The organism is Streptomyces sp. NPDC057950, assembly GCF_042887295.1.
Taxonomy (GTDB): Bacteria; Actinomycetota; Actinomycetes; order Streptomycetales; family Streptomycetaceae; genus Streptomyces; species Streptomyces kaempferi.
Genome location: NZ_JBHVPP010000001.1, coordinates 70,892 through 91,891, shown reverse-complemented (window position 1 = coordinate 91,891; position 21,000 = coordinate 70,892). Strand labels below are relative to the sequence as shown.

Below are 21,000 nucleotides of genomic sequence, written 5' to 3'. Positions count from 1 at the left end.
CGCGGTGGTGGGACGGGCGGCGGCGCCGGACCCGCGTGCCGGTGGTGTCACCGGGCGACCTCCCGTACGGCCTCGTCGGCGTGGACGGCGTCGAACGCCTCCCGCAGCACGGCCTGTTCCCGGGCGTCGGGACCCGTGCCGCGCACATGGGCCACGAAGTCCTCGGCGATCTGCTGTTCGCTGCGGCCCGCCAGCCGCCGGGCGTACGACACGTCCGGGTCCTCGGGAGTCCGCTCGGGGTCGAAGACCAGACTGAGGGTGTGCGGGAAGCGCTCGGTCAGCCGGGCCATCGGCTCGGCCGGGCGCACCGGATCGGTGAGGGTGGCCTCGACCCACGCCTCCTCGTGACGCGTCAGCTCCGGGTCGGCGAGCAGGTCCTCCAGCCGCCCCCGGACGCGGGCGAGCGCCCGGGGTACGGGGCAGTCGACCCGCTCGGCGTCGAGCGAGCCGTCCGGGCCCAGGTCCACCAGCCACATGCTCTTGCGGTGGTCCGCCTCGGAGAAGGAGTACGGCAGGGGGGAGCCGGAGTAGCGGACCCGCTCGGTGATGGTCTGGCTGCCGTGCAGATGGCCCAGCGCCACGTAGTCGACTCCGTCGAAGACCCCGGCCGGGACGGCGGCGACACCACCGACGGTGATGTCGCGCTCGCTGTCGCTGGCCGCCCCTCCGGTGACGAAGGCGTGGGCGAGGACCACGGAACGGGTGCCCGGCGGCCGCGCGGCGAGGTCGGCGCGGACCCGCTCCATGGCGGCGGCGAGCACGGACTCGTGTCCCGCCCTGTCCACTGCGAACTCGTCCTTCACCAGGGCCGGTTCGAGGTAGGGCAGACCGTAGAGGGCGACGTCGCCGTGGGCGTCGGCGAGGACCACGGGCGTGCCGGACGCCGAGGGCTCGGTCCGCAGGTGGATGCCCGCCCGCCCGATCAGCCCGGCCCCGACGCCGAGCCGGCGCGCCGAGTCGTGGTTCCCGGAGATCATCACCGTGGGCACCCCGAGGTCGGCCAGCCGGTGCAGGGCGTCGTCGAAGAGCTCGACGGCCGCGAGCGGCGGGACCGCACGGTCGTACACGTCCCCGGACACGACCACCGCGTCTACACCGCGCTCGCGCACGGTCGTGACGAGATGGCCGATGAACTCGGCCTGGGCGCCGAGCATCGTCACCCGGTGGAAGGCCCGGCCGAGGTGCCAGTCGGACGTGTGCAGAAGCCTCATGATCCCCGAGACTAACGGGCGGGTCGGACATCACGGGCGGCTACTCCCGTATCGGCCCGCACTGCCCGCCTACGCGTCCCCGTACGCCTCTCCGCCCAGTTCGAACCCGGCCGTCCCCGCCGTCGCGTCCGCGAGCCAGGCCCGGAACGCCGGCACGTCGGCGTCCGGCAGTCCGATCTCGATCGTGACGGCCTCCCCGTAGCGCACGTCGCGCACCTCGCGTCCGGTGGCCCGCAGGTCGTTCTGTACTTTGCCCGCGCGCTGGTGGTCCACGGTGACGGTGGCCAGCCGGAAGCGCCTGCGCGTGAGTGTGCCGAGCGCGTCCAGCGCCTCGCCCACCGACCCGCCGTACGCCCTGATCAGCCCGCCCGCGCCGAGCTTGACCCCGCCGTAGTACCGGGTGACGACGGCGACGACGTACCGCATGTCGCGACGCAGCAGCATCTGGAGCATGGGGACGCCCGCGGTGCCGCCGGGTTCGCCGTCGTCGCTCGCGCGCTGGACGGCGGCGTCGGCTCCGATGACGTACGCGAAACAGTTGTGGGTGGCGTCCGCGTGCTGTCTGCGGACGCCCGCGACGAAGTCCTGGGCCTCCTGCTCGGTGGCCGCCGGGGCGAGGGCGCACAGGAAGCGGGAGCGGTTGATCTCGGTCTCGTGCACACCCGCGCGGGCCACTGTGCGGTACTCGTCCTGCATCCGGCCAGCGTATGCGCTGCACGCGCGCGCGGCGGACGACGGAGCCCGAAGGCGCCGCCCTCCGCGCGGTCGCCCCGGCGCGGGCCCCGGCGACGCCGTGGTGGATACTCGCTCCTCGTTGCCCGAAGCCGGACCGCCGGCCCGATCGATCGCAGGGAGATCGCAGCATGACCGGCACCCAGGTGGACAACGCCGACAACACGGACAACGCAGACGGCACGGACGACGCGGACGACGCACGCGACGTGGACAACGCGAACAGCGCGGACGACGCCGACCCGGCCGAACCCGCGGATCGCGGGCCCTCCGTCGCCGCGCCCCGCTGGCGGGCGTGGCTCCTGGAGGGTCTCAGCGAGCAGTCGGCCCGGCACCCTGGCCCGCACGCGACCCCGGACAGCGACCACCAGGGCCACACCTGGTGGCGGGTGATGTGTCTCACCGGCGTCGACTACTTCTCCACGCTCGGCTACCAGCCGGGCATCGCCGCCCTCGCGGCCGGACTGCTCTCCCCGCTCGCCACGCTCGTCCTGATCGCGCTGACCCTGCTCGGCGCGCTGCCGGTCTACCGCCGCGTCGCCAAGGAGAGCCCCCACGGCGAGGGCTCGATCGCGATGCTGGAACGGCTGCTTCCCTGGTGGGCGGGGAAGATCTTCGTCCTGGTGCTGCTCGGTTTCGCGGCCACCGACTTCCTGATCACGATCACCCTGTCCGCGGCGGACGCCTCCGCGCACGTCGTGGAGAACCCCTTCGCCCCGCACTGGACCCACGGCGCGAACATGTGGATCACCCTTCTGCTGGTGGCCGCGCTGGGCGCGGTCTTCCTGAAGGGCTTCAAGGAGGCCATGGGTATCGCCGTGGCGCTCGTGGCCACGTATCTCACGCTCAATGTCGTCGTCCTGGTCACCGCCGCCTGGCAGGTGCTGAGCCACCCGCACAAGGTCGGCGACTGGACCGACGCGATGACGACGGAGCACTCCTCGCCGCTCGCGATGATCGGTGTGGCGCTCCTGGTCTTCCCCAAGCTGGCGCTCGGCATGTCCGGCTTCGAGACCGGCGTGGCGGTGATGCCGCAGGTCAAGGGCGATTCCACGGACACGTACGCGAAGCCGGCGGGCCGCATCCGTGAGACCCGCCGGCTGCTCACCACGGCCGCCGTGATCATGAGCTGCTTCCTGCTGCTGTCCAGCCTGGCGACGACCATCCTGATCCCGCAGGGCGAGTTCGAGAGCGGCGGTTCGGCCAACGGCCGCGCGCTCGCCTACCTCGCGCACCAGTACCTGGGCGAGGGCTTCGGAACGGTCTACGACATATCGACCATCGCGATCCTGTGGTTCGCCGGGGCCTCCGCGCTGGCCGGCCTCCTCAACCTCGTCCCGCGCTACCTGCCCCGCTACGGCATGGCTCCCGAGTGGACGCGCGCCGTCCGTCCCCTGGTGCTCGTCTTCATGGCGGCCGCTGTGCTCATCACCCTGTGGTTCGACGCGAACGTGGACGACCAGAGCGGCGCGTACGCGACCGGTGTGCTGGTCCTGATGCTCTCCGCGTCGTTCGCCTCGGCGGTCGCCGTGCACCAGCGCGGCCACCGCGCGGCGGCGATCGGCTTCGGCGCGATCACCGCGGTGTTCGGCTACACGCTGGTCACCAACGTCATCGAGCGCCCCGACGGCATCAAGATCGCGCTGATCTTCATCCTGGCGATCCTGCTCACCTCGTTCGCCTCCCGCGTGCGCCGCGCCTTCGAACTCCGCGCCGCCGAGGTCACCTTCGACGAGGCGGCGGCCCGGTTCGTCGACGAGGCCGCGGCGAGCGGGCCGCTGCTGCTGATAGCGAACGAACCGCACGAGCACAGCACGCGGGAGTACCGCGCCAAGGAGTACAGCCAGCGCGAGCAGACACACATACCGGACGGCCGTCCCGTGCTGTTCCTCGAGATCTTCGTGACCGACTCCTCGGACTTCACGGCCGACGTCGCCGTGCACGGCGACGAGAAGCACGGGGTGCGCAGGCTGCGCGTCGAGGGCGCCACCGTGCCCAACACCATCGCGGCCGTCATGATGCGGTTGCGCGACCGCACCGGCCAGGTCCCGCACGCCTACTTCAACTGGACCGAGGGCAACCCGCTGAGCCACCTGGTCCGTTTCCTCGTCTTCGGCGACGGCGAGGTCGCCCCCGTCACCCGCGAAGTGCTCCGTCGCGCCGAGCCCGACCCGGAACGGCGGCCGCGCGTCCACGTGGGCTGACCCTCGGGACTTTCAGGGTTTCTTCCGGCCCCGCGGCACGATCATGTCCGTCAGCAGGGCCACGCCCGGGGTGAGCGCGTCCCAGGAAGCTCCGTGCCAGGCCAGGACTGCCATGGCCGAGGTCGGGAACTTGGTCCGCACGTCGTCCAGCGCGTCGTCGAGACTGTCCTCGGCCAGTTCGAGGACCAGTTCCTGAAGCCCCGGGTTGTGCCCGATCAGGAGCAACGTCATCATCTGGTCGGGGACTTCGTGCACGGCCGCGAGCAACTCCGGTGCGCCGGCGCCGTACAGGCGCCGGTCGAACCGCGCGGGCGGCGGGGTGCCCCACTGCTGCGCCGCCAGCTCCCACGTCTGGCGGGCGCGCACGGCGGTGGAGCACAGGGCGAGGTCGGGCAGGCAGTCGGCGTCCGCGAGGGCGCGTCCGGCCGCCGGTGCGTCGCGGCGGCCGCGCGGGGCGAGGGGGCGGTCGTGGTCGCCGATGCCCGTGGGCCAGGCCGACTTGGCGTGTCTGAGCACGACCAGTCTGCGCAGCGGGCCGGCTCCGGCGCGTGCGATCACCACTGCTTCCCGATGTCCCTGGTGAGTTCGAGTCCGAGCAACCGGTCCGCGTAGGCGTACGTCTCGAAGCGGGCGCCGTCCGGCACGTCCTCGGCGTGCTCGACCCGCCGCAGCACCTCCAGCACGGCGGGCACGTCGAGGTCGTCCTCCCACGCGGCGCGCAGCTCCTGGCGTACGTGCTCCGGAACGGGCTTGGACGGCCGGGTGGCCCAGCCGGCGACGGCCTCGCGCCAGCGGCCGAGTGTCTCGCGGGCACCGTCGAGGTCGGCGGCGGCGAGGTCGAGGGACTGCCGGCGCGGGGCCGCGAGCAGGATCATCCGCAGCAGCGAGGGATCGGCGGTGCCGCGCACCGGGCCGACCTCGATACTGACGCCGTCGGGGTCGGCGTCCGGGGGCGCCGGGATCACGGGGTCCTGACCGGCGGGGGCCGTGTCCGTGGACGTCGCATCCGTCGAGGTCTCATCCGTCGACGTCGCGCCCATGGAGGTCGAACCCATGGAGGTCGCGTCCCGAGGAACCGCCTCCTCGGCGGCTGAGCGTCCGGGGGCCGGGCCCTCGGGGGCCGCGCCCGCGGAGGCGAGCACGTGCAGGGCCGGACCCGCGCCGCCCCGCTCGCCCTCGGCCCGGCGGATGCCGAGCGCGTCCGCGCGCGCCCTGAGCGTCGCGGGCGGGTCGGCCACCGTGGCGACGGGGGTCCCGCCGAGTTCCAGGGCTCTGGCGAGCACGTCGGCGACCAGCAGGACGCGCAGCGCGGACAGGTCGTCACGCTCCACGTGCGCCTCGACGCGGGTCAGGCCCCGGCGGGCGCGGACGGCGTCGACGGTCTCGCCCGTTCGGGCGTCGGTGATACGCAGCACGAGGTGAGCGTAGGCGGCCGGAGGGCCGGGCGCAGGAAGGTGACCCGCATTCCGGACAGTCGTCCCGCTGAACACCGAGCGCATCGGGAGGACGGCGGTGGGCGGGGATCGGTACCCGGGCCGACCCCGGGCCGACGTCTGCGCACTTCACCGGGGAACCGGAGAGGGGAACCGGGGAACCCGGGAATCGGGGAACCCGGGAATCGGGGAATCACCGTGTGCCGTCCGCTGTTTCCCGGCTGAACACCGATGACATTCCCCGACAGGCACTCCGGAGGACGACCGTGTACGGCGACCCTGCGACGATCCGCAAGATCCTGAACGAACTCGGCGACACCTGGGCGGTCGTCGGTCTCTCGTCGAACGAGGGGCGTGCGGCGTACGGAGTCGCCGACGTCCTGCGGCGTCACGGCAAGCGGATCGTCCCCGTGCACCCGAAGGCCGAGACCGTCCACGGCGAGAAGGGCTATCCCTCGCTCGACGCGATCCCTTTCGACGTCGATGTCGTCGACGTCTTCGTCAACAGCGACCTCGCCGGGACGGTGGCCGACGAGGCCGTCGCGATCGGCGCCAAGGCCGTCTGGTTCCAGCTCGGCGTCGTCGACGAGGCCGCGTACGACCGTACCCGCGCCGCCGGGCTCGACATGGTCATGGACCACTGCCCAGCCATCGAGATCCCCCGCCTGGGCTGACCGGGCCCCGTACGGACGCGGACCCCGTGCGCCCCACTTGGTTGACGGCGCCCGCGCCGGCCGGGTTTGCTGCTGCGGTGTCCACTCTTGTCTTCCGGCGACCGGCCGACGAACCCGGCCTCGAAGCCTGGCGTCACGTCCACAACGTGATCGTGCCTCCCGCCGCCCTGTCGCTCGACGAGGTCCGGGAGCGGGCCGGCCGCAACCTCCTGGAGGTCGTCCATCTCGGCGACGTCCTGGTGGGCTGCACGACCGTGCGCCCGCCGAAGGACGGCTCCCCGGCGGCGACGGTGATCGCCCGGGTGCTGCCCGGGCACCGCGGGCGGGGATTCGGCGGGGAGTTGTACGAGCGGGCGCTGGAGCAGGCACGCACGCTGGGCGCGGAGGTGATCGAGACGGTCGTCCTCGCCTCGAACTCGGACGGGCTGCGCTTCGCCCTGAAGCACGGATTCGCCGAGACCGAGCGCTACGTGCTGCCGGGCGGCACCGCGGAGTGGGTCGACCTGCGGCTGACCTGATCCGGCCGACCCGATCCGGCGGGCCGACCGGCCGGCACGTCCTTGGGGCGTCACCCCTCCTGGCCCAGGAAGGCCACCACGGTCTCCGTGAAGAACCGCGGGTCGTCGAGCCACGGAAAGTGCCCGGCGCCCGGCTGGACGACCAGGCGGGCCCCGGGGATCAGCTCCGCGACGCCGGCGGCGACCCGCGGCAGTGGGCCGCCGTCCAGTTCCCCCGCCAGGAGCAGGACCCGGGCGGCCGGCGGGGTGACGGCGCCGCGGGCCGCGAGGGGCTGGAAGGCACCGGCCGAGGCGTACAGGTCCGCGGCCTCCTCGTTGGTCTGTGCGACCTCGGCCGCGGCGTGCGCCCGCGCTGTGGCGTCCCAGCGGCCGTAGAAGAAGGGGGCGGCGGCGTCCCAGTCGGCGTCGGCGACCGACCCGGCCCAGATCCTCTCGACGGCCTCGTACGCCTCCTCGAACCACGGCTCCGCCCTGCGCAGCGCGGCCGCCTCCCGGCGGTGTTCCAGGGTGAAGTCGACACCGAGGGCGCGCGCACGGGTGGTCACCAGGGTGAGGGTGCGCACCCGGTGCGGATGCGCGGCCGCGTGGAGCAGCGCGAGGTCGCCGGCCGCCGAGTGGGCGAGGAGATCGACGCGATCCAGCCCGAGATGCGCGCGGAAGGCCTCGACGTCCCCGACCTGCCGGTCGCAGCGGTACGTCGCCGGGTCGGCCGGGACGGCGGAGCCGCCGGTTCCGCGCGGATCGAGCAGGTACAGGCGGCGGTGCCGTGCCAGCCCGCCGAGATCCCCGAGGTAGGCGGAGGCCCGCATGGGGCCGCCGGGCAGACAGAGCAGCGGCTCGCCCTCCCCCACCACGTGGTAGGCGAGCGTGGTTGCGTCGGGGGCGGTGAAGGTCGGCATGACGGCATCCTCGTGACCGCACGCGGGCCACCGCAACCGGTCGACGGACCCGCACGCCCGGGAGTCGGGTCCGTCAGGCGACTCCGAGCCCCTCGATCACCACGGCGTTCGGCAGTTCCCCGAACGCCTTGCCCGGCACCAGCAGTTTGCCGCGCCGCCGACCGCTGCCGACGAGGACGTACGGCAGCTCGACGACCGCCTGGTCCACCAACACGGGCCAGTCACCGGGCAGTCCGACGGGTGTGATGCCGCCGTACTCCATGCCGGTCTCCCCGGTCGCCGTGTCCATGGAAGCGAACGATGCCTTGCGGGCGCCGAGTTGGCGGCGGACGACTCCGTTGACGTCGACCCGGGTGGTGGAGAGGACCAGACACGCGGCGAGCGTGTTCTCCGCGCCACGCCTGCCCGTGACGACCACGCAGTTGGCGGACCGTTCGAGCAGTTCCTTGCCGTAGTGCTCGACGAAGGTCGCGGTGTCGGCCCAGGCGGGGTCCGTGTCGACGTACACGATCCGCTCGGCGGGGACGGTGCCCCGCCAGTCGCGTACGGCGTCGGCGACCGGGCCGACGAGTTCGCCGAGGCACTCGGGAGCGGGCGTGGCGTGGTCGAAGTGTCCGATGGGGGCGCGCATTCCCGCACGGTAACAGCCGTTCGGGGGCGCCCGGCCGGGGGTCTCAGTGGACGAGCGGGACCGATACCGCCATGACCATCTCCACGGGTACGTCGCCGTCATTGCCGTACCGGTGCGGGGTGTTGGCCTCGAAGGAGGCGCTCGCCCCCGCCGGCACACGGTGGGCCACGCCGTCGACAGTGAGGGTCAGATCGCCCACCGTGACATGGACGAGCTCCACGGTGCCCGTGGGGTGCGGGTCGGAGGGGCTGCCCTCGCCCGGCATCAGGCGCCAGTCCCACATCTCCAGCGGGCCGGGGGCCTCGGTGCCCGCGAGCAGCCGGTTGTAGCTGCCCGCGTCGGTGTGCCACAGCCGTACGGCCTGCTCGGCCGGGACGATCCGGACCTTGGGGCCCTGTTCGTAGTCGAGGAGTGTGGTGATGCTGACGCCGAGCGCGTCACCGATCTTGACGACGGTTCCGAGGCTGGGGTTGGTCCTGGCCTGCTCGATCTGGATGAGCATGCCGCGGCTGACTCCGGCGCGGCCCGCGAGCGCTTCCAGGGTGAAGCCGCGCTCGGTGCGCCAGCGCTTCACGTTGCGCGCCAGGGACTGGGTCAGCAGGTCGAGATCCGACACGTTCCGTCCAATATTTTAAATGACAGAGTTCAATAAAGTGAACTATGGTGTGGTGCACCCCATCGTTCACCGAACTGTACTGCGAGGCGACTCATGACAGCGCTCTTCGCCCTGGCCACCAGCCTCCTGTGGGGCCTGGCCGACTTCGGCGGAGGACTGCTGACCCGGCGGACCCCCGCCCTCACCGTGGTCGTCGTCTCGCAGGCGGTCGCGGCGGCCGTCCTCGGCGTGATCGTGGTCGCGACCGGCGCCTGGGGCGAGGCGGGACCACGCCTGTGGTTCGCGGCCGCCGCCGGCCTGGTGGGACCGGTCGCACTGTTCTCGTTCTACAAGGCCCTCGCCCTGGGTCCGATGGGTGTGGTCTCGCCCCTCGGCTCCCTGGGCGTCGCCGTCCCGCTCACCGTGGGCCTCGTCCTCGGCGAGCGGCCCGGACCGCTGCAGTTCGCGGGCATCGCGGTCGCCGTCGCCGGTGTGGTCCTCGCGGGCGGTCCGCAGTTCGGGGGCGCCCCCGTGCAGCGGCAGGCGATCCTGCTGACGCTGCTCGCGGCGCTCGGTTTCGGCACGGTGTTCGTCCTGATCGCGGAGGCGTCCTCGTCGGTCACGGGACTGTTCCTCGCCCTGTTCGTGCAGCGGGTGACCAACGTGGTCGCGGGCGGCACGGCGCTGTGGGCCTCGGTGCGGCACGGCTCCGCCGGGCTTCCCGCCGGTGGCTTCCCCTGGCGCGCCCTTCCGGGGTTCGCCTTCGTCGGACTCGCCGACGTGGCGGCCAACGGCACCTACTCCGTCGCCGCCCACCACGGCCCGGTGACGGTGGCCGCCGTGCTCGCCTCGCTCTACCCGGTGGTCACGGCCCTGGCCGCGCGCGGATTCCTCAGCGAACGGCTGCGCGGAGTCCAGGCGGCGGGCGCGGGCCTGGCACTGGTCGGCACGATCATGCTCGCGACGGGTTGAGTCGGCACGGTCACGCTCACGACGGGCCGGGCCGGATCAGGGCAGGCCGGATCAGGGCAGGCCGGGTCAGGACTCGGCGCGTACGTCCGCGGCCGCTTCCCCGGCCGCGAGGTCCAGCTCCGCGAGCCGGGCCACGGCCGCCTCGTCCAGCCCGGACAGCGCGAGCAGCTGCTCCGGCGTGACCCCGTCGGGGATCGGCACGGGCGCCGGCGTCCGCAACGGCGGCTGCCATCCGGCCGCCGGATCCCAGCGCCGTACGACCCGGGCGGGAGCCCCCGCCACGACCGCGTGGTCGGGCACCGCGCCACGCACCACCGCGCCGGCCGCCACCACGACGTTCCGCCCGATCCGCGCCCCCGGCAGGATCACCGCCCCGGTGCCGATCCAGCAGCCGGGACCGATCTCCACCGGCTCCATCCGGGGCCACTGTTTGCCGATGGGCTCGTGCGGATCGTCGTAGGAGTGGTTGGTGGACGTCACGTACACGTACGGCCCGAAGTAGCAGTCGCTGCCGATGGTGACCGTCGTGTCGGCGATGACGTGGCTGCCGCGGCCGAGCACCACGCCGTCGCCGAGGCGCAGGATCGGGTCGGGGCCGAGGTCGAGGTCGGGCATCAGTCCCGCGGTCAGGGTGACCTGCTCGCCGACGATGCAGTGGTCGCCGAGGTGGATCCAGGGTTCGCCGAAGACGGTGCCGAGCGGGAAGGCGAGTCGGGTACCCGTTCCGATCGCCCCGAAGCGCAGCCGCCCCGGGTGCTCGGCCGTGACCGAGGCCGTGCGCTGCACCCATGCCCAGCCCGCGTGGACGGCGCGCTGCACGAGACGGCGCCGCCATGACGAGAACGCGTTCCTGTTGCTGGGCACTCGCTCACGGTACTCAGGGGAAGAAGGGGCCAGCAGCGAACCCGGCTGTGATCTTCGCCCCACCGGGTCGCGGATCATGGCATACGGTGCCGGTGTACCGACGACGAGGAGGCGGCGATGACGCAGCAGGCGCTGATCATGGGGATCGGCGGCAAGGATCCGCGGGTGGACCCGGAGGCGTTCACGGCGCGCACGGCGGTGGTCGTCGGGGACGTCACCCTGGGGCCGGGCGCGAGTGTCTGGTACGGCGCGGTGCTGCGGGCGGACTGCGGACCTATCGTCATCGGCGCCGACAGCAACATCCAGGACAACTGCACCCTGCACGTGGATCCCGGCTTCACCGTCACCGTGGGCGAGCGGGTCTCGGTCGGGCACAACGCCGTGCTGCACGGGGCCACCGTCGAGGACGACTGCCTGATCGGGATGGGGGCCACCGTCCTCAACGGGGCGGTGATCGGCGCCGGTTCGCTGGTCGCGGCCCAGGCCCTGGTCCCGCAGGGGATGCGGGTCCCGCCCGGCTCGCTGGTGGCGGGCGTACCCGCGAAGGTCAAGCGCCCGCTGACGGAGGAGGAGCGCCAGGGCCTCACTCTCAACGGCACCTTCTACGTGGAGCTGGCGAAGGCCCACAAGGACGCGACCGAGAGCACCGGGAGCTGAAACCCCGCCCGGAGGTGCGCGGAGCCGCGTGATCGGTCGAGTCCGGCCCGCCGTGCCGCGGCACCCGTCCCGGTGACGGGTCCTACTCGGCGGCGGCGACCGGCTCCGGCTGTGCCTCGTCCACCTCGGCGGACACCCGCTTCGCCCGGCGCCTGACGACCAGCATCGAGGCGAGCCCGATGAGCACCGCCAGCGCCAGTCCGACCCACGAGAACCGCTTCAGCCAGGACTCGGCGACGACACCGACGTAGTAGATGACCGCGGTGGTGCCCCCGGCCCAGATGATCCCGCCGAGCACGTTGGCGATCAGGAACTTCCAGTACGGCATCTTCAGCACACCGGCGAGCGGCCCCGCGAAGATGCGCAGAAGGGCGATGAAGCGGCCGAAGAAGACGGCCCACATGCCCCATTTCTGGAAGGACCGCTCGGCCGTCGCGATGTGTCCCGGACCGAAGTGCCGGGGGAACTTCCCGCCGAGCCAGGCCAGCAGGGGCCGTCCGCCCTTGCGGCCGATCGCGTAGCCGATGGAGTCGCCGACGACCGCGCCGAGGCTGGCGCACGCCCCCAGGATGACGGGGTTGATCCCCGAGTGCTGGGAGGACAACAGCGCCGCCGAGACCAGGACGATCTCGCCGGGCAGGGGTATACCCAGGCTCTCCAGGCCGATGACGAGGGCCACCAGCGCGTAGATGCTGACCGCGGGCACCGTCTCGAGCCATTCCTGGACGTGCAACGCCGGTTCCTCCCCGTCACGTGTCTCCCGGCATGCGCTCGTGCGAGCGCATGCCGGGAAGCCTACCGCTCGGCCGGGCGCGGCGGAGTCCGGCGGTTGGCACCGGCGGTCCTGCTGTACAGCCGCGCTCCCCCGGCGGCGGGCTCACTCCCACTGATAGGGCAGGTACTTGCCGTCGAGGGTGATGACGACCCGGTCACCCTGAGGGTCGGGCACGCGCCGTACGTCGAGCCGGAAGTTGATCGCGCTCATGATGCCGTCACCGCACTGTTCGTGGATCAGCTCCTTGATCGTCGGACCGTAGACCTGGACGACTTCGTAGAGCCGGTAGATCGTGGGGTCCACGGGGACCGCGGAGTCCAGGGCGCCGCGGGTCGGCTGGAGCTGGAAGGCGAGGACGGCGTCGTCGCCGAGTTCGAGAAGCGCCGCGGCCGTCGCCGCCTCCTCCTCGCGCATGGGGTGCTGCCCGAGCAGCGCGGCCGTCGTCCACGCGAGCGGTTTGCCGACCGCTTCGGCCAACTGTGCCCAGGTGACCCCTGTCCTCACCTTGGCCTGACGGACAGCTTCGGCGGCTTCGCGCTTGCTGAGCATGCACATCTCCGTTCCTGGAGAACGACGTCGACACGTCGGGCCAGCCTAGGAGAACGCTCATTCTCTGACAATGGCGCCGAGAACGGCGGACGGCCCCGTCCGGTCCGGTGCCGGAGGGGCCGTCCGCCGTCGGATGGTTCACTCAGCCGTTCGGCCGCAGGGTCCACACGACGGTCATCTCTCCGGTGACGGCGCCGTCGGCGCGCTGGATCGCGATGGAGACGGGGAACTCGGGGCGCTGCCCCGCGTCGAGTTCGGCCACGACGTCGGCGACCGGACGCCCGAGGGTCGCGGTGGCGGTGACCGGCCCCATCGCCAGCTTCTTGTAGGCGATCTCGGCCCTCACCGCGAGCGGCACGGCACGCGAGAGCTGCTCCCCGAAGGCCGCGAGGACGATCGCCCCGCTCGCCGACTCCCCGAGGGTGAACATCGCTCCGGCGTGCGGGCCGCCGACATGGTTGTGATAGTCGCTCTGGTCCGGGAGGCTCACCACGGCCTTCTCCGGCGTGGTCTCCACGAACTCGAGGTTGAGGGTCCGGGCCATCGGGACCGTGGCGGCGAGCATCTCGCCGATCGTCATCTGGTCTGCGCTCATACCCCGAATGTTACCCACGAGTAGAAAATCTTGGCCAGCACCCGGGCATGTGAAGAAAACGAAAAAATCCGGACCCGATCCCTGACCGGTACATGCCTGAAGAAGAGCAGTGACCGAAACGTGTCACAGCCGCTACTAGGGTTACTGCCCATGTGGCCAGGAGAGCAGCCGCCCGGGGGCGAGCAGAACCCGCAGAACCAGAATCCTCAGCAGCCCAACCCCTATCAGCAACCGGGGTACCAGCAGCCGAATCCGTATCAGCAGCCCGGATTCCAGCAGCCCAATCCGTACGGGCAGCCGCAGTGGGGGACCGTCCCGGAGTCGCCCGGGGTGCCCCAGGTGCCCGGCGGTCCAGGGGGAGGGAACGGGGGCGGCGGCAACAGGACGAAGATCACCGCCATCGTCGCGGCCTCGGCCGTCGTGATCGCGGCGGGCGTCACCGGCTTCCTCGTCCTGGGCGGCAAGGGCAAGGACGACAAGGCGGGCGGCGATCCGTCCACGTCCCCGAAGACGTCCGCCTCGACGTCCCCGAGCGCGAGCGGCGACAACCCGCGCGGCACCGACGACGAGAAGCCGACCGTCGCGGGCTGGAAGGTCGTCGTCAACCCCAAGTGGGGCACCGCGTTCGACGTGCCGGCGGACTGGAACGTCAGCACGCCCGGCACCTTCATCGGCTTCGAGGACGAGAAGAAGGGCGACGGATCCGCGATCATCGGCATGTCCGCGCCCGCCTTCCTCAAGGAGAAGTGGTGCACGTCCGACGACGACAAGGACGGTCGCACGGACGACACGGCGCTGGCCGCCGCGGGTACCAAGGGCCAGAGCGGCGCCAAGGACACCGGCGACGTCGCGCGCAACGACTCGGCCTGGTGGGTCTTCGGCGGCTACACCGACCAGAAGGACGCGTCGAAGAAGCTGCTCAGGATCGGCAAGCCCACGGCGTACACGACGGCTTCCGGCATCACGGGAAGCGTCGCCAAGACGTATTCGAGCGGCGTCCCGAAGAAGGGCAAGTGCGACTCGGACGGCAAGGCGACCACGTTCGCCTTCAAGAACTCGGCGGGCGACTTCGTGTCCTGGACGCTCTACGGCGCGAAGGGGGTCGGCGAGGAGGTGCCGGACGCCACGGTCCAGAAGATATTGAGCACGGTCCGGTTGCACGGTGAGCCGACGGGGTCGTGAGCGTCGCGCGGTGTGCCGACGGGGTTGTGAGCTTCCCCGGTGTGCCGACGGGGTCGTGAGCGTCGCGCGGTGTGCCGACGGGGTCGTGAGCGACCCCGGGGCTTCCTGAGCCGCTGTTCGGAGACGTGAGCGGTACGCGGAGGGTGTCCACCGGGTTTGGCAAGTCGGGCACCGGGCGGCGAAAGTGGCCCGGTGACCTCTGCCGCCGACCTCCGTCGACACCCGCGCCGTCCTTCCTGGGCGGGCCGGAACTACACCTTGCTGACCGCCGCCGCGGTCGTCACCAACCTGGGCAGCCAGGGCGCGCTGATCGCCTCGGCGTTCGCGGTGCTCGAAACGGGCGGCGACGGGGGCGACGTCGGCCTGGTGGCGGCCGCGCGGACACTGCCGCTGGTCCTCTTCCTGCTGATCGGCGGCGCGGTCGCCGACCGGCTGCCGCGCCATCGGGTGATGGTCGCGGCCAACGCCCTCAACTGCGTCTCGCAGGCGACGTTCGCGCTTCTGGTGCTGTCGGGCGAACCGCGGCTGTGGCAGATGCTGCTGCTGTCCGCGCTCGGCGGTACCGGTCAGGCGTTCTTCAGTCCGGCCGCCGAGGGCATGCTGATGTCCTCGGTCGACGGAGAGCAGGCGAGTCGCGCCTTCGCCATGTTCAGGATGGCGATGCAGGGCGCGGGACTCGGCGGAGCGGCGCTCGGCGGGGCGATGGTGGCGGTGATCGGGCCGGGCTGGGTGCTCGCGGTGGACGCGGTGGCGTTCGCCGTCGCCGGGGCGCTGCGCTCCTTCCTGGACGTGAGCCACATACCGCCGCGCAGGCCCGGCGACGGGCTGCTCTCCGATCTCCGCGAGGGCTGGCAGGAGGTCGCCGCACGGCCCTGGCTGTGGACGGTCGTCGCCCAGTTCTCCGTGGTGGTCGCGGTCGTGGGCGCAGCCGACGCGGTCTACGGTCCGCTGGTCGCCCGGGACAGCCTCGGCGGCCCCGGTCCCTGGGGTCTGGCCCTCGGCGCGTTCGGTGCGGGCACGGTCGGCGGCGCGCTGCTGATGACCCGCTGGAAGCCACGCCGGCTGCTGCTCGCCGGCACCCTCTGCGTCTTCCCGCTCGCCGCGCCGGCCGCCGCGCTCGCGGTGCCGGTGGCGGTGGTGCCGCTGTGCGCCGTGATGTTCGTCAGCGGGGCGGCGATAGAGGTGTTCGGCGTCTCGTGGATGACCGCCCTGCACCAGGAGATACCCGAGGACAAACTCTCCCGCGTCTCGGCGTACGACTGGTTCGGCTCGATCGCGATGGTCCCGCTCGCCACGGCCCTGGCGGGCCCGGCGGAGCAGGCCTTCGGCAGGACGGCCGCCCTGTGGGGCTGCTCGACCCTGGTCGTCGTGGTCACGGCGGCGGTGCTGTTCGTACCGGACGTACGGAATCTGACCCGGCGGACCAGGCCGGTGGCGCAGGGATCTCCGCCGGTGGACGCGGGGCGCGTGTCAGCCGATGCCGAAGGCTCCGCCGGGCGGCTCGGGTGAGGGGACCGCGTCCTCGTCGCGGACGGGTACGGCACCGCCGATGAACCTGCGCAGCGCGGGGCCGTGTTCCACCCGCGCCGGGAACGCGTCGGAGGCGGTACGACGGGCGAGGGAGGCCGTGTCGAACGGGTGGTGGGAAGCCACCAGCACCGCGTTTCCGAAACGCCGTCCGCGCAGCACGCCTGGTTCGGCGATCACCGCCATTTCCTCGAACACCGTCGCGAGCGTGGCGAGTTGGGAGCGCAGGAAGGTGAAGGGGGCGGAGTCGGCGAGGTTGGCCAGGTAGACGCCGTCGTCGCGCAGGACCCGCCCTGCGGCATGCGCGTACGCCGTGGACGTCAGGTGCGCGGGGACGCGCGAGCCGCCGAAGACATCCGCGATCACGATGTCGACGGAGGCGGGCGCCGCGGCTTCGAGCCACTCCCGGGCGTCCGCGCCGTGCACGCTGATACCGGCGTCGTCGGCCACGGGCAGGTGCTCGCCGATCAGGGCCAGCAGACCCCGGTCGGCCTCGACCACGTCCTGACGTGCGCCCGGCCGGGTCGCGGCCACGTAGCGGGGCAGTGTCAGCGCGCCGCCGCCGAGGTGCAGCACGTCCGGTCTCCGCCCCGGCGCGACGACCGTGTCCAGTACGTGCCCGAGCCGTCGCGCGTACTCGAACTCCAGATGCGTGGGCTCGTCGAGGTCCACGTACGACTGCGGTGCTCCGTCGACCGTCAACAGCCAGGCCCGCTTCCGGTCGACGTCCGGCATCAGCTTGGCGGTCCCGTGATCCACGGCCCGCATCACGGGTATCGGCTCGTCCACGCGTCCATTGTGCCGCCCCGGCCTCGCGCGGGGCGCCGGACGAACTGGTGCCCGCCGCTTTCGCGGCGGGCACCCGTCCACCGTACCGTTGCCCCGGCCGTCAGCCGACCGAGGTCACCGTGCCCGCGCCGACCGTCCGGCCGCCCTCCCGGATGGCGAATCCCAGGCCGGGCTCCAGTGGCACCTCGCGTCCCAGCTCGACCGTCATGGTGACCGTGTCGCCGGGCCGGGCGACCGCCCGCTCGCCGAGGTCGACGTCGCCGACCACGTCCGCGGTGCGGATGTAGAACTGCGGCCGGTACCCGGTGGCGACGGGCGTCGTCCGTCCGCCCTCGCCCGACGACAGGACGTACACCTGCGCCGAGAAGCGGCGGCTGGGCACGACGCTGCCGGGCGTCGCGACGATGTGCCCGCGTCGTACGGCGTCCCGGGGCACCCCGCGCAGCAGCAGCGCCACGTTGTCCCCGGCCTGCGCCTCCGCCATGGGCTTGCCGAAGGTCTCCAGACCCGTGACCACCGTGTCGACGGCGGCGCCGAGCACGTCGACGCGGTCGCCGACCCGGATCGTGCCGCGCTCGACGGCGCCCGTGACGACGGTCCCGCGCCCGGTGATGGTGAGCACGTTCTCGACCGGCAGCAGGAACGGCGCGTCGATGTACCGCTCGGGCATCGGCACGTACGTGTCCACCGCGTCGAGCAACGCGTCGATCGCCGCGGTCCAGCGGGGGTCCCCCTCCAGCGCCTTGAGACCCGACACCCGGACGACGGGGACGGACTCGCCTCCGTAGCCATGCGCGGAGAGCAGGTCGCGGACCTCCAGCTCCACGAGGTCGGTGAGCTCCTCGTCCCCCGCGTCGGCCTTGTTCAGGGCGACGACGATGTGGTCGACGCCCACCTGCCGGGCGAGCAGCACGTGCTCGGCTGTCTGCGGCATGATCCCGTCGAGCGCGGAGACGACGAGGATCGCCCCGTCGAGCTGCGCCGCGCCGGTGACCATGTTCTTGACGTAGTCGGCGTGGCCCGGCATGTCGACATGCGCGTAGTGCCGGGTGTCGGTCTCGTACTCGACGTGCGCGATGTTGATGGTGATGCCGCGCGCGGCCTCCTCCGGAGCGCGGTCGATGCGGTCGAAGGGCACGAACGTGCCGGAGCCGCGCTCGGCGAGAACCTTCGTGATGGCGGCGGTCAGGGTGGTCTTGCCGTGGTCGACGTGACCCATGGTGCCGATGTTCAGGTGCGGCTTGGTGCGCACGTAAGCCGTCTTGGGCATGGCTGTACCTCGAAGCCTCTTGGGTGTCAGCGGGAGCTGAGTGAGGGTCCCGGCGCTCAGGGCCGGGACGGGGACCCCGAGGACCTGCCGACCCTCCCCCTGCGGGGTCCGCCGGACAATCCGGGAAGGGTCAGCTTCGGGCGCCGTCGACGGTTGCCGCGATGATCGGGACGGCAGCCTTCGGCGCATCCGCGACTGTGGATGCTGCGAGGAGGAAGGCGTGCCTGAACATGAGGCGATCATCGCCGACATGTCCGGCCACGTCGAATGGTTTTCCGCGCCACCGGACCGCACGACGGTGCGCGATGCTGCCGGTGCGTCAGGGGCGCACGCCCCAGGGACCGGTGGGGTGGTGAGGGGCCACCGGCGGGCATCCGGAGGAGAGTTGCCTCACACGGCGGCGGGGTCTGGCGACGGCGGGGCGCGGGAGCCCGTGCTCCGGCCGCGCGGGGCCACGCCGGTGCGGTCCGCAGCCGCGGGCGCCGCGGTCGAGGGGAGGACGGTGCGGGACGGCACGTGGCGACAGGGCGTGGTCAGACCGTGGAAGGGACGGTGTCGCTCCTGTACGGTCCCTCGACCGCGGACCGTTGCGGATCGGCCGCCGCGGAGCCGGCGGCGGTGAGCCGTACCGGGCCCGTGCCCTCGAGGCCGCCGTCCGGCATCTCGAACCGGGCAGCCGGCGTTCCGGAAGCTGTGACGCCCGTGAGACGAACCATACGGCGATCACACACACGGGTCGGTTACTGTCGCCGAATGCTCGATGCCACCACCCGCTCTGGGGGCACCGCCACGGCCGTCCCCGCGGCCCCCGCCACGGAGCTCTCCCTCGCCGCGGAGCTCGCCGTCTCCACTCCCACGGGCCTCGCCGCCCGGTGCACGAGAGTGGTGCTCTCGCCCTGGTCCCGGCTCTCCCTGTTGCTGGTGCTGCTCGCGGCGTCCGCGGCGAGCGTGCTGTTCTTCGAACCGCAGCGGATGCTCTCGGACGGCTGGCCACCGCAGCTCAGCGGTGCCGCGGCCGCCGTGGTCTTCGGGCTGGCGTACGGACTGTGCACGGTGGCGTTCGTGCCCCGGCCGCTGCTCAACCTCGCCGCCGGCGCCCTGTTCGGCTCCCAGCTCGGTCTCGCCACGGCGCTCGCGGGTACGGTGCTCGGCGCCGGGATCGCCTTCGGGCTCGGCCGGATCCTCGGACAGGACGCGCTGCGTCCGCTGCTGCGCGCCCGCTGGCTGAGGGCGGCCGACGGTCAGCTCAGCCGGCACGGCTTCCGCACGATGATGATGGCCCGGCTGTTCCCCGGGGTGCCCTTCTGGGCGGCGAACTACTGCGCTGCCGTGTCCCGCATGGGCTGGCTGCCGTTCCTCCTGGCCACGGCCCTGGGTTCGATCCCGAACACCGCCGCGTACGCCGTCGCCGGCGCCCGCGCCTCGGCACCGACCTCGCCCGCCTTCCTGATCGCGATGGGCTTCATCGCGCTGCCCGCGCTGGCCGGCGCCGTCGTGGCCTGGCGCAAGCGTCACCACCTGCGCGGACACTGAGACCACGGTCCCGGGACGTCCGCGGACACCGCCGGCCGCCCGGGATCCGGGACCTGTACGGACGGCGTCGACCGCCCCGGGGTGCGGAACCTGCACGGACGCCGCCGACCGACCAGGATCCCGCGGCCTGTCCCGAGCCGAGCCGAGCCGGCCCGTCCGTGCTGCGCCGTCCGCTCCGTGCTACATCGCCTCCAGCACCATCGCGTTGGCGAGGCCGCCCGCCTCGCACATCGTCTGCAGTCCGTAGCGGGCGCCGCGGGCGCGCAGGGCGTGCACGAGGGTCGTCGTCAGCCGCGTTCCGCTCGCGCCGAGCGGGTGTCCGAGCGCGATCGCCCCGCCGTGCACGTTGACCCGGGAGAGGTCGGCGCCCGTCTCCTGCTGCCAGGCCAGAACAACGCTCGCGAAGGCCTCGTTGACCTCGAAGAGGTCGATGTCGCCGAGTGAGAGCCCAGCCCTGCGGAGCACCTTCTCGGTGGCCGGGATGACGCCCGTGAGCATCAGCAGGGGGTCGGATCCGGTGACCGCGAAGCTGTGCAGGCGCGCCAGCGGGCGCAGGCCGAGGCGGGCGGCGGTCTCGCCCGCCATGATGAGCACCGCCGACGCGCCGTCGTTGATGGGGCTCGCGTTGCCCGCCGTGACGGACCAGTCGATCTGCGGGAAGCGCTCGGCGAAGGCCGGGTGGTAGTAGGCGGGCTTCAGCCCGGCGAGTGTCTCCGTGGTGCTGGCGGGCCGGATGCTCTCGTCGCGGGTCACGCCCTGAAAGGGAGCGACCTCGGCGCCGAAGAGACCGGAGTCCCAGGCCGCGGCCGCCTTCTGGTGCGAACCCACCGCGTACGTGTCCAACTGCTCGCGCGACAGGCCCCACTTCGCGTTGATCAGTTCGGCACTGATGCCCTGCGGCACCAGGCCCTCGGGGTAGCGCTCGGCGATCCCGGGGCCGAAGGGGCCCTCGGTACCGAGGACGTTCGACCCCATCGGCACACGGCTCATGGATTCGACCCCACAGGCCACCGCGATGTCGTACGCCCCCGACAGGACGCCCTGCGCCGCGAAGTGCACGGCCTGCTGGGAGGAGCCGCACTGCCGGTCCACGGTGGTCGCGGGCACCGTCTCCGGGAAGCCCGCCGAGAGCACCGCGTAACGGGTGAGGTTCGCGGCCTGCTCCCCGACCTGGGTGACGGTGCCGCCGATGACGTCGTCGATCAGCGCCGGGTCGATCCCGGAACGCTCGACGAGGGTCCGAAGCGTGTGGGCGAGGAGTTCCACCGGGTGGACATGGGCGAGAGAGCCGTTCGGCTTGCCCTTGCCGACGGGCGTGCGGACGGCTTCGACGATCACGGCATCACGCATGTCTGCTCTCCGAGGTCAGGGAGTTTGCCTTCCAAACTCG

22 protein-coding genes are annotated in these 21,000 nt (G+C 72.4%); 8 read left to right on the top strand and 14 right to left on the bottom strand.

Going from position 1 to position 21,000, the window contains the following annotated elements:
• Positions 1 to 47 precede the first annotated feature (47 nt).
• Positions 48 to 1,211 (bottom strand): exonuclease SbcCD subunit D, encoded by a 1,164-nt coding sequence (locus tag ACFVTC_RS00435; RefSeq protein WP_390122405.1) that lies wholly within the window; start codon positions 1,209 to 1,211, stop codon positions 48 to 50.
• A gap of 69 nt (positions 1,212 to 1,280) precedes the next feature.
• Entirely contained in the window at positions 1,281 to 1,907 is a 627-nt protein-coding gene (locus ACFVTC_RS00430; protein ID WP_390122403.1) for a YigZ family protein, read from the bottom strand.
• A 167-nt stretch (positions 1,908 to 2,074) separates the two neighbouring features.
• Between ACFVTC_RS00430 and ACFVTC_RS00425 the strand changes: the two genes are divergently transcribed.
• Positions 2,075 to 4,147: an amino acid transporter gene (locus tag ACFVTC_RS00425; RefSeq protein ID WP_390122400.1), complete on the top strand. Its 2,073-nt coding sequence runs from the start codon at positions 2,075 to 2,077 to the stop codon at positions 4,145 to 4,147.
• 12 nt (positions 4,148 to 4,159) lie between these two features.
• On the opposite strand, the gene ACFVTC_RS00420 is transcribed toward ACFVTC_RS00425, so the two are convergent.
• Together ACFVTC_RS00420 and ACFVTC_RS00415 are read right to left on the bottom strand one after the other, a co-directional pair.
• Positions 4,160 to 4,705, bottom strand: coding sequence for a histidine phosphatase family protein (locus tag ACFVTC_RS00420; protein WP_329525791.1), 546 nt, complete (start codon positions 4,703 to 4,705; stop codon positions 4,160 to 4,162).
• On the bottom strand, positions 4,702 to 5,562 hold the full coding sequence (locus tag ACFVTC_RS00415; protein ID WP_390122398.1) for a hypothetical protein: 861 nt from the start codon (positions 5,560 to 5,562) through the stop codon (positions 4,702 to 4,704). Before ACFVTC_RS00415 ends, ACFVTC_RS00420 begins: the two co-directional genes overlap by 4 nt.
• 284 nt (positions 5,563 to 5,846) lie before the next feature.
• Between ACFVTC_RS00415 and ACFVTC_RS00410 the strand changes: the two genes are divergently transcribed.
• Both ACFVTC_RS00410 and ACFVTC_RS00405 read left to right on the top strand, forming a co-directional pair.
• The gene (locus ACFVTC_RS00410; protein WP_390122396.1) at positions 5,847 to 6,254 is read left to right on the top strand and encodes a CoA-binding protein; all 408 of its coding nucleotides are present in this window, start codon (positions 5,847 to 5,849) and stop codon (positions 6,252 to 6,254) included.
• Positions 6,255 to 6,331: 77 nt separating this feature from the next.
• Positions 6,332 to 6,772, top strand: coding sequence for a GNAT family N-acetyltransferase (locus ACFVTC_RS00405; protein WP_390122394.1), 441 nt, complete (start codon positions 6,332 to 6,334; stop codon positions 6,770 to 6,772).
• 50 nt (positions 6,773 to 6,822) lie between these two features.
• Here ACFVTC_RS00405 and ACFVTC_RS00400 read toward each other — a convergent pair whose 3' ends face one another.
• From ACFVTC_RS00400 to ACFVTC_RS00390, 3 genes are all read right to left on the bottom strand, one after another.
• A complete protein-coding gene (locus ACFVTC_RS00400) occupies positions 6,823 to 7,671 on the bottom strand; it encodes an alpha/beta fold hydrolase (protein ID WP_390122391.1) in 849 nt (282 codons plus the stop codon).
• A gap of 73 nt (positions 7,672 to 7,744) precedes the next feature.
• On the bottom strand, positions 7,745 to 8,302 hold the full coding sequence (locus ACFVTC_RS00395) for a YbaK/EbsC family protein (protein WP_390122389.1): 558 nt from the start codon (positions 8,300 to 8,302) through the stop codon (positions 7,745 to 7,747).
• A 43-nt stretch (positions 8,303 to 8,345) separates the two neighbouring features.
• Positions 8,346 to 8,918 (bottom strand): helix-turn-helix domain-containing protein, encoded by a 573-nt coding sequence (locus ACFVTC_RS00390; RefSeq protein ID WP_390122387.1) that lies wholly within the window; start codon positions 8,916 to 8,918, stop codon positions 8,346 to 8,348.
• 93 nt (positions 8,919 to 9,011) lie between these two features.
• Between ACFVTC_RS00390 and ACFVTC_RS00385 the strand changes: the two genes are divergently transcribed.
• The gene (locus tag ACFVTC_RS00385) at positions 9,012 to 9,869 is read left to right on the top strand and encodes an EamA family transporter (RefSeq protein ID WP_390122386.1); all 858 of its coding nucleotides are present in this window, start codon (positions 9,012 to 9,014) and stop codon (positions 9,867 to 9,869) included.
• A 66-nt stretch (positions 9,870 to 9,935) separates the two neighbouring features.
• Here ACFVTC_RS00385 and ACFVTC_RS00380 read toward each other — a convergent pair whose 3' ends face one another.
• On the bottom strand, positions 9,936 to 10,733 hold the full coding sequence (locus ACFVTC_RS00380; RefSeq protein ID WP_390122385.1) for an acyltransferase: 798 nt from the start codon (positions 10,731 to 10,733) through the stop codon (positions 9,936 to 9,938).
• 117 nt (positions 10,734 to 10,850) lie between these two features.
• Between ACFVTC_RS00380 and ACFVTC_RS00375 the strand changes: the two genes are divergently transcribed.
• Entirely contained in the window at positions 10,851 to 11,390 is a 540-nt protein-coding gene (locus ACFVTC_RS00375) for a gamma carbonic anhydrase family protein (protein WP_390122383.1), read from the top strand.
• Between the two features lie 82 nt (positions 11,391 to 11,472).
• On the opposite strand, the gene ACFVTC_RS00370 is transcribed toward ACFVTC_RS00375, so the two are convergent.
• From ACFVTC_RS00370 to ACFVTC_RS00360, 3 genes are all read right to left on the bottom strand, one after another.
• Complete coding sequence (locus ACFVTC_RS00370) at positions 11,473 to 12,123, bottom strand: DedA family protein (RefSeq protein ID WP_390122382.1); 651 nt, start codon at positions 12,121 to 12,123, stop codon at positions 11,473 to 11,475.
• A gap of 144 nt (positions 12,124 to 12,267) precedes the next feature.
• On the bottom strand, positions 12,268 to 12,714 hold the full coding sequence (cynS, locus tag ACFVTC_RS00365; protein WP_390122380.1) for a cyanase: 447 nt from the start codon (positions 12,712 to 12,714) through the stop codon (positions 12,268 to 12,270).
• A 142-nt stretch (positions 12,715 to 12,856) separates the two neighbouring features.
• Entirely contained in the window at positions 12,857 to 13,294 is a 438-nt protein-coding gene (locus tag ACFVTC_RS00360) for a DUF4442 domain-containing protein (protein ID WP_390123710.1), read from the bottom strand.
• Between the two features lie 165 nt (positions 13,295 to 13,459).
• Here ACFVTC_RS00360 and ACFVTC_RS00355 point away from each other — a divergent pair, with 165 nt between their 5' ends.
• Both ACFVTC_RS00355 and ACFVTC_RS00350 read left to right on the top strand, forming a co-directional pair.
• Entirely contained in the window at positions 13,460 to 14,491 is a 1,032-nt protein-coding gene (locus ACFVTC_RS00355) for a hypothetical protein (RefSeq protein ID WP_390122378.1), read from the top strand.
• A gap of 192 nt (positions 14,492 to 14,683) precedes the next feature.
• Positions 14,684 to 16,000, top strand: a complete 1,317-nt coding sequence (locus ACFVTC_RS00350; RefSeq protein ID WP_390122376.1) for an MFS transporter — start codon at positions 14,684 to 14,686, stop codon at positions 15,998 to 16,000.
• Here ACFVTC_RS00350 and ACFVTC_RS00345 read toward each other — a convergent pair.
• Together ACFVTC_RS00345 and tuf are read right to left on the bottom strand one after the other, a co-directional pair.
• Positions 15,962 to 16,807: a spermidine synthase gene (locus ACFVTC_RS00345; protein WP_390122374.1), complete on the bottom strand. Its 846-nt coding sequence runs from the start codon at positions 16,805 to 16,807 to the stop codon at positions 15,962 to 15,964. The genes ACFVTC_RS00350 and ACFVTC_RS00345 overlap by 39 nt on opposite strands.
• Positions 16,808 to 16,907: 100 nt before the next feature.
• Positions 16,908 to 18,077, bottom strand: coding sequence for an elongation factor Tu (tuf, locus tag ACFVTC_RS00340; protein ID WP_390122372.1), 1,170 nt, complete (start codon positions 18,075 to 18,077; stop codon positions 16,908 to 16,910).
• Between the two features lie 753 nt (positions 18,078 to 18,830).
• Here tuf and ACFVTC_RS00335 point away from each other — a divergent pair.
• The gene (locus tag ACFVTC_RS00335) at positions 18,831 to 19,610 is read left to right on the top strand and encodes a TVP38/TMEM64 family protein (protein ID WP_390122370.1); all 780 of its coding nucleotides are present in this window, start codon (positions 18,831 to 18,833) and stop codon (positions 19,608 to 19,610) included.
• Between the two features lie 180 nt (positions 19,611 to 19,790).
• On the opposite strand, the gene ACFVTC_RS00330 is transcribed toward ACFVTC_RS00335, so the two are convergent.
• Positions 19,791 to 20,960, bottom strand: coding sequence for a thiolase family protein (locus ACFVTC_RS00330; protein ID WP_390122368.1), 1,170 nt, complete (start codon positions 20,958 to 20,960; stop codon positions 19,791 to 19,793).
• Between the last annotated feature and the right edge of the window lie 40 nt (positions 20,961 to 21,000).